Raw genomic sequence first — 6,701 nt, forward strand, 5'->3', positions numbered from 1 at the left:
ACTTCAATTGTAGGTGTAGTGTTATTCTGTTTGCTCGCATGAGGCGATTTCAACCATTCAGTTGTCCTGGTGACACATTTATGTGTCCCCACCGTCTAGAGGCCTAGGACACCGCCCTTACACGGCGGTAACAGGGGTTCGAATCCCCTTGGGGACGCCACTTACTATTTTCATAGTCAGTGCAGTGTTATTAAGCAGCTCGCCTGAAACGAGTTAAACCATTCAGTTGTCCTAGTGACACATATTCTGTGTCCCCATCGTCTAGAGGCCTAGGACACCGCCCTTTCACGGCGGTAACAGGGGTTCGAATCCCCTTGGGGACGCCACTTACTATTTTCATAGTCAGTGCAGTGTTATGAAGCAGCTCGCCTGAAACGAGTTAAACTATTCAGTCGTCCTAGTGACACATATTCTGTGTCCCCATCGTCTAGAGGCCTAGGACACCGCCCTTTCACGGCGGTAACAGGGGTTCGAATCCCCTTGGGGACGCCACTTACTTATTTTAAGTAATGTATAAAGCAGTGTGACACCGCACTCTCTATGCACGACGTTAACAAGAGTACTAATCTCTTGGGGACGCCACTTACTTATTTTAAATAGGGAAGTGCAGTGTTATTAAGCAGCTCGCCTGAAACGAGTTAAACCATTCAGTTGTCCTAGTGACACATACTCTGTGTCCCCATCGTCTAGAGGCCTAGGACACCGCCCTTTCACGGCGGTAACAGGGGTTCGAATCCCCTTGGGGACGCCATTTACTTTTTTTAAGTAATGTGCAAAGAAGTGTGACACCGCACTCTCTATACACAACGTTAACAAGAGTACTAATATCTTTGGTACGCCACTTACTTATTTTAAGTGATGTATAAAGTAGTGTGACACTGCACTCTCTATACACAACGTTAACAAGAATACTAATCTCTTGAGGACGCTACTTACTATTTATTAGTAAGATAGCTTTACTAAAAAGCGTTTAAAATTGATTTACCTGCATTTCTATAGTTACTTCAGAATTATTCATCCAAGTTAAAATCTCAAAATTAAATATTTTATATAATAACTCCTAAATTTTATTAGTATCTTTCCCTTTCTTATATTCAGCTTAAATAAACTTCATCTATGTTAGCGTACATATAAACGTCCAAATAAATAGGAGGTTATATGGCAAGTGGATGGGCACGAGAGGGTGCAATTCAAGATCAAATTGATGCCAGCGTTAATGATGCTGTGCAATATGCTAGAAGTAATTTAGTTTCTGGAGCTAGTGCCGAGCTATGTGAAGAATGTGATGAACCAATACTACAAGCACGAAGGCTCGCGTTACCTGGTGTGAAGTATTGTGTAAGTTGCCAAGCTGAACTAGAAGGTAAAGGCACGCTTTCTAAAGGGTTTAACCGACGTGGCAGTAAAGACAGTCAATTACGATAAAAAGGTGCATACAGCACCTTTTTTAATATCGTATCAGAGTTGAGCTTAAATAAATAAAAAGCGGATTAGCAAACCTATTACATATATTTGCTAAAATTTACTCATATTTTCTTTCTTCTGAATTAATTCAATTGAGTAGCCATCTGGATCTTTTACAAAAGCAATTTCTGTTGTGCCGCCTTTAACAGGTCCTGGCTCACGGCTAACATTGCCGCCAGCGGCCTTGATATCAGCACAGGCTTTATAGATATCATCAAACTCAATCGCGATATGACCATAGGCATTGCCTAAATCATAGCTGTCGGTATCCCAGTTATAGGTCAGCTCAAGTACTGCTGTGTCTTTTTCATCGCCATAGCCTACGAAGGCTAGGGTATAGCGATACTCTTCGTTATCAGCACGGCGTAACTCTTTCATGCCGAGTACTTGAGTATAAAACGCAATTGATTTATCTAGATCAGCAACCCGTAACATGGTGTGTAATAAACGCATTTAAACCCTCTTTAAAATTCACATAAATTTTTGATAACGCAGCTACTCTGTAACTACTGCTGCGCTGTTAAAATATCAATAATCCGATTATAAATTATTTCTGTGAGCAACACAGTATCATTGCCATTAGTATTTATAAACTGCACAACGACTGTATCGATATCTTTATAATAACGAGCAATGCTTGAATACCCTAATACCCAACCTGTGTGCTCATATTTATAGAGTGATGCGTACAAAGCTTGCTCTTGTTCACTAAAAAATGTGCCATTATTTAATGCCACAATAAAGTCGCCCACATCTTGTGCTGTTGCCACATACCCTTGATCAAGTGCTTTAAAATCATTTTCGTAGCCAACATAATAGCCACTCATTAATAGCGCTAAATTTATCTCATTTACAGACTCGAAGGTATTCGTTAAGCCCAATGGCGTTAAAATCTCGTTTTTAATAAATTGGTTATGGTCATAACCCAGCACATTAGACATGATTTTCCGCAGCAACAAATAATTAGTATTAGAATAGCCGTAATCAGCATTAGGACTAAAGTCAGCGGGAGTATCGAGTACTAATGCAAGCGGGTCGGGGTAGGTGATTGACCAATCAAAATGATCAGTGTCTGTGTAATTGGGTATGCCACTTCTGTGCTTTACCATCATTCGTAGTGTTATCTTATCTGCATTTTCAATGCGTCCAATTAACGATGGAAGATAATCAGCCAGTGTTTTATCCACATCAATTAGTCCAGCAGAGGCAAGTTTTGTTAAGGCTGATGCATCATACAGCTTACGGATACTGCCAATCTTAAACAAAGCAGTAGCATAAGCGGGGATTTTTTGATCTCGATTATGCCAACCGTTTGCAAAAGATTCAGGTTGCTGTCCTTGTCTATGAATATACACAATAATGCCATCGACTCCTTGTTCAATAGCCTCTTGTGTTTGTTCTTTGATCGTCGCCGGTAGCGGTTGCAAGTAATATAAAGCAAACTGCCAAGGGGCAAAAAAGTATATGCTCATGATGGTGACAATAAATGCAGCAATGCGCATTAAAGTAAGCGTTTTTTTGTTCTTAACTAGCATTATTACGCATCCGCTTCATTTATTTTTGTAGTGTCAGGGTCAGTTCTTTAATCTACTATACTTCGTATTATTTACTCTGTCTTATCTTTAAATTCTGACGTGATATTACCTAATATTAACATTAGCTTAGCACACCAAGTTCTATTAACGTGGCCTAGAATTATAACGCACTAAACAGCAATATCGTGTGACATTGCTGTTTCGTTATAAGGAGTTCGACTGTATTAAAGTATATTTTTACTTTTGAACTTTGCCCTTAAGAACATAGATTTCACCATCAAAACTCCCTTGAATCGTCAAACCTTGTCCTGCTAACTCTTTAAGGTACTCTATATGTTCCTCAGTAATATGCTGTCCCGGCACCAAAAGAGGAATACCTGGTGGATAGGGGGTGACTAAACCGGCACAAATACGGTTGTTACTTTTACCGATAGGCACAGATTCACGCTCGCCATAAAAGGCATCGCTTGGAATACACGCTAAGTCTATTGCTGGTAGATTCTCAGGCAAGCGAGATCGTCGCGTCGATTTTGACAACTTCACTTTACCGCTGTCGAGTTTTTTGAGCGCATTGTAAAGACGAATTATTTTTGAGCGTGTGCCGCCAAGCGTCAGTAATACTAAGATGGTGCTGTGAGTGTACTTCTCTATTTCTAGGCCAATTTCATCCAGCAGGTATTTATGAATATCCTTTAATGAATAAGGTAATTCGCTAATATCGATGAGAATTTTTAGCGGATCGTGACCCATGTTATCACCACTAAAGTGCGGAAATATTTCCATAAAGTCTTGCTTACCTAGCACTTTAATTTGTTTGAGTGAAGCCATCTGTTGTTTAAATTCTTCCACATGGTTCAACAAAGCATTGAGTAACTTATAGCCTTCCATCTCCAATTGCTTTTGGCACACATCAAGCGACGCGATAAGCTGATATTTTGGCGATGTACTGGCGTAAATACTGTAAATCTCGCGAAAGAAATCAGCATCAAAATCAGGATCGTTAACATGAATATAAGACGCCTGAGAAAACGCCGATACCACTTTATGCGCCGAATGAGTGACGTAGTCAGCGCCAGCATGAATGGCGGAATAGTATCGTAGGCTTGGATGAAACAGGGAGTAAGCAAACCACGCTTCGTCAATAAATACTTTAATACCATGTTGATGGGCAAACTCTACCACCTGTTTCAGATCGCTCAGTAGGCCATCGTAAGTACAACCCGTGAGGACTAGCAATTTCGCATCGGTATTTTGTTCTATCGCCTGTTTAATGTCGGCCAACGACGGCGGCGCGAAGATGCCATATTTTGGATTTAAAATACTCGACAAATAAACAGGTAAACTAGCTGATTGTAAAATGCCATAGTGCACAGACTTATGACAATTGCGGTCGATAATCACTTTATCGCCCTTGCGCAGCAATGTCTGCAAGATGATTTTATTTGAGGTAGACGACCCATTGGTAACGAAATAGGTATGCTTAACCTCAAACGTCGCCGCTGCTGACTCTTGGGCACGGCCAATGGTATTGGTGCTATCTGACAATGAACCTAAAGAGTCCACTGAAACCGACAGGTCGCCAACGAACACATTACGACCATAAAACTGATAAAAATCTTTGATATAAGGGGAATTTCTAAAGCTAGAGCCACCGCTGTGTCCCGGTGTATGCCAAGAGTCGTTCGCTTCGCCAACATAACGGCGATACGCCGTCCAAAATGGGGTTTCTGAGCGGTCATCGAAATCGTTGATCATATAGCCTAAAATTGCTTCAGGATCAGAAATCACCTCATCTTTAAAGAAAAAAGACTCAATCTCCTCCGACTCATTAACGATTTCTAGCCCTTTCGTATCATCGCCAATAACATAAACGGGCAACTCAAGGCGGATCCCCTTTAACTGCTCGATAAAGCGACTATAAGTTCGCTCGCCAACCTTATTTTGCAAATCCCAGCTAAGCACTACGGCCTGAATATCGCCATCTTCCTCTACAATGTCCAATGCTTGTTTTAGCTCAAGACGCTCAATAATATCGATATGAATATCATCTCGCTCAAAATTTGGGATGGTTTTCGACAGATTAGTAGAAAGCTCTTGCAAGGTGGCGGGGTCTTGCTCAATTAACAAGATACGAAGTATAGGTAACATAGGAATTCTCGCAATAAAATTTCATAATGCTCAACAGCATAACTAAAGGATTGACGCTTGTGAAATTAATACTTTGAAAATATTCTAATAATTACGCCAAATCACGAATAAACAGATTTTATTTAAATTGATTTACAAGGTATGGAAAATGAAAGGTGCCAAAGTTAGGCACCTACTTTAATAAACAGAAAAAAGACGGGAATGCGAATTAATCACTGAGCTTATTCTTATAAGCCTGATAATTGAGGTTTAAAATTAATAATCGTTTAAAATGAAGGTGTTTTATCTACAGGTTTGGGTCTATATCTACTCAGTTTTATCTTTAAACTCACACAAGTCTTCAATAATACAGCTGCCTCATTTTAGTTTGCGGGCTATGCAAACATAACGGCCATGTAATATTAGCCAATGGTGTACGTCTACTTTAAATTCTTTGGGGATCACTTTTTCAAGCTTTTGTTCAACCGCGACCACGTCTTTACCCATAGCAAGCTTAGTACGGTTTGATACACGGAATATATGCGTATCTACAGCAATGGTTGGCCAACTTAGATATAAGGAAGGAAGATGTAACTAGCTTTCAAAATGCTGGTAGTTGAAATCCTAAAGAGCAAAGATCATGTGTTTGCATTAGGCATCATCGGAACTTTTAGTTACAAAGTTAATTTGGTAACTCATATTAACTGTGTTGTAGTTGATATAATTACAGCACGAGATAGGGAATTATGTATGAAAGAGGATATTGATGAGCTAAAAAGTGAATTTCAAGCAAAACTTCTATCTTGGAATAATATAAAAAGTAAAAAAATTAAAGTTACATTTATATTCATATTTTTCGGTTTGATTGGATTAAAGGTTTTTACTACTATCTTAACTGTTGATTGGCTTGCAGGGTTAATATGATGATCACTTTTCGCCCACTTAACAAACATGATTTTAACTATTCAAAAGTTATAGACCTTTTTTTCGAAGCTTTTCCAAAAGTTCACAGACTACCAGAATGGCTTGTTAAATACAGAATGAGGAATGGAAAAAATGGCTTTGATATTATTTATGATAATAATAAATGGGTTGGTTTTCTCTACACTAAAGAATATAAACAAATTATCTGTGTAAAGTTTTTTGCTATATCTGAATTGCTCCGCTCAAGTGGTTACGGAAGCAAAGTAATGGATTCTATGAATGAAAAGCATTCAAATAAAAGAATAGTACTCACTATTGAGGAGCTTGATGAAAAGACAGAAAACTATCAACAAAGAGTTAAGCGCAAAGCGTTTTATGAAAAAAATGGGTTCAGTTCTACCGGGTTTATCATAAAAGAGCCAGCTGAGCGGCAAGAAGTCCTTATACGTGGTGGAACTATATCTAAAGAAGAAATAGAAGCTATGTACAAGCATTTTTTAGGAAATTTATTGTTTTCTTTACTTAATGTTACCAGCAATGCAAAAATGATCCACTTCAACAATTGAAATCTGATCCAGTTAACTTAACACTGGTGCTTTTGGATAAGCACCATGATTTCAAAAGAAGAGTTCATGAAAATAAAAGTCTTAG

At 38.9% G+C, this 6,701-nt stretch carries 6 protein-coding genes, 4 tRNA genes and 1 pseudogene; 7 read left to right on the plus strand and 4 right to left on the minus strand.

The window, feature by feature from the left end:
- The first annotated feature begins 84 nt into the window (after positions 1-84).
- The 5 genes from H5200_RS22450 (at position 85) to H5200_RS22470 (ending at position 1,425) form a co-directional block, all read left to right on the plus strand.
- Positions 85-160 (plus strand) — tRNA-Val (locus H5200_RS22450).
- 90 nt (positions 161-250) lie between these two features.
- A tRNA-Glu gene (locus H5200_RS22455) sits at positions 251-326 on the plus strand.
- A 90-nt stretch (positions 327-416) separates the two neighbouring features.
- A tRNA-Glu gene (locus H5200_RS22460) sits at positions 417-492 on the plus strand.
- Positions 493-675: 183 nt separating this feature from the next.
- Positions 676-751: transfer RNA gene (locus H5200_RS22465), tRNA-Glu, on the plus strand.
- 407 nt (positions 752-1,158) lie between these two features.
- Positions 1,159-1,425, plus strand: coding sequence for a DksA/TraR family C4-type zinc finger protein (locus tag H5200_RS22470; RefSeq protein WP_145240701.1), 267 nt, complete (start codon positions 1,159-1,161; stop codon positions 1,423-1,425).
- 90 nt (positions 1,426-1,515) lie between these two features.
- On the opposite strand, the gene gloA is transcribed toward H5200_RS22470, so the two are convergent.
- From gloA to H5200_RS22490, 4 genes and pseudogenes are all read right to left on the minus strand, one after another.
- Positions 1,516-1,917, minus strand: coding sequence for a lactoylglutathione lyase (gloA, locus tag H5200_RS22475; protein ID WP_145240703.1), 402 nt, complete (start codon positions 1,915-1,917; stop codon positions 1,516-1,518).
- A gap of 53 nt (positions 1,918-1,970) precedes the next feature.
- On the minus strand, positions 1,971-3,002 hold the full coding sequence (locus H5200_RS22480; protein WP_182735439.1) for a serine hydrolase: 1,032 nt from the start codon (positions 3,000-3,002) through the stop codon (positions 1,971-1,973).
- Between the two features lie 234 nt (positions 3,003-3,236).
- Positions 3,237-5,147 (minus strand): aminotransferase class V-fold PLP-dependent enzyme, encoded by a 1,911-nt coding sequence (locus tag H5200_RS22485; RefSeq protein WP_145240707.1) that lies wholly within the window; start codon positions 5,145-5,147, stop codon positions 3,237-3,239.
- Positions 5,148-5,504: 357 nt separating this feature from the next.
- Positions 5,505-5,693: pseudogene (locus H5200_RS22490) on the minus strand (endonuclease III); the annotation flags it as partial.
- Positions 5,694-5,732: 39 nt separating this feature from the next.
- On the opposite strand from H5200_RS22490, the gene H5200_RS22495 reads away from it, so the two are divergent.
- Together H5200_RS22495 and H5200_RS22500 are read left to right on the plus strand one after the other, a co-directional pair.
- Positions 5,733-6,050 carry a hypothetical protein gene (locus H5200_RS22495; RefSeq protein WP_149980691.1) on the plus strand — a complete coding sequence of 106 codons (318 nt, stop codon included), beginning with the start codon at positions 5,733-5,735 and terminating at the stop codon, positions 6,048-6,050.
- On the plus strand, positions 6,047-6,616 hold the full coding sequence (locus tag H5200_RS22500) for a GNAT family N-acetyltransferase (protein WP_182762711.1): 570 nt from the start codon (positions 6,047-6,049) through the stop codon (positions 6,614-6,616). Before H5200_RS22495 ends, H5200_RS22500 begins: the two co-directional genes overlap by 4 nt.
- Positions 6,617-6,701 lie beyond the last annotated feature (85 nt).

Source organism: Pseudoalteromonas sp. SG43-7 (assembly GCF_014164295.1).
Classification (GTDB): Bacteria; Pseudomonadota; Gammaproteobacteria; order Enterobacterales; family Alteromonadaceae; genus Pseudoalteromonas; species Pseudoalteromonas rhizosphaerae.